Source organism: Ruminococcus sp. AM43-6 (assembly GCF_003461785.1).
Classification (GTDB): Bacteria; Bacillota; Clostridia; order Oscillospirales; family Ruminococcaceae; genus Hominimerdicola; species Hominimerdicola aceti.
In genome coordinates, this window is the sequence record NZ_QTXU01000089.1 from 1 (window position 1) to 615 (window position 615).

Below are 615 nucleotides of genomic sequence, written 5' to 3' on the forward strand. Positions count from 1 at the left end.
AAATTGATATTACCGAGAAGAATTTACGATTTAGGTCTGAGCCACAAGGCTGTGGCTGTGTACTGTTATCTTACAAACCGTGCGGATAAAAACGGAGAATGTTTTCCCTCTGTGCGCAGGATAGCAGAAGATTTGAGTATACACAAAAGCACGGTGTATCGTGCATTTACGGAACTTGAAAACCGTGGATTGTTAGAACGGATACCTCGCTATCATATCCAAGGAGGACGCCGCAGCTCGCTGTACAGAGTAAAGGGCGAGATAACAAAGGCAGGAGGTGGTGCGGATGTTTGATTGGATCGGCGACGCCATTGACTGGATAGGCGACGGAATATCAAGCCTTTGGGATAACACGGTAGGTTCTGCGGTAGACGCAATTACCGACGAGATATGGAATATTATGTTTGAGTGGCTTTTCAACCTCATTTACGGCGCAGTAGCCGATCTTTTTGAATTTATCAATGCAAGCACAAGCAGTATTTTCGCTCTGTCGTGGGTGCAGTCGTTCATAGCATTGTTCCACAGTCTCGCATGGATGCTGTTTGTCTGCGGACTTATCGTAGCGGTATTTGACACGGCGATAGCCTATGAATCTGGTCAGGCGAACATCAAAAA

Annotated in this window: 2 protein-coding genes; both read left to right on the top strand. The window is 46.2% G+C overall.

What is annotated here, in order from left to right:
- On the top strand, positions 1-294 hold a 294-nt coding region (locus tag DW938_RS14570; RefSeq protein ID WP_242992569.1), incomplete at its 5' end, for a helix-turn-helix domain-containing protein.
- A partial coding sequence (locus DW938_RS14575) for a conjugal transfer protein TrbL family protein (RefSeq protein WP_242992570.1) occupies positions 287-615 on the top strand: 329 nt, incomplete at its 3' end. The genes DW938_RS14570 and DW938_RS14575, both read left to right, overlap by 8 nt.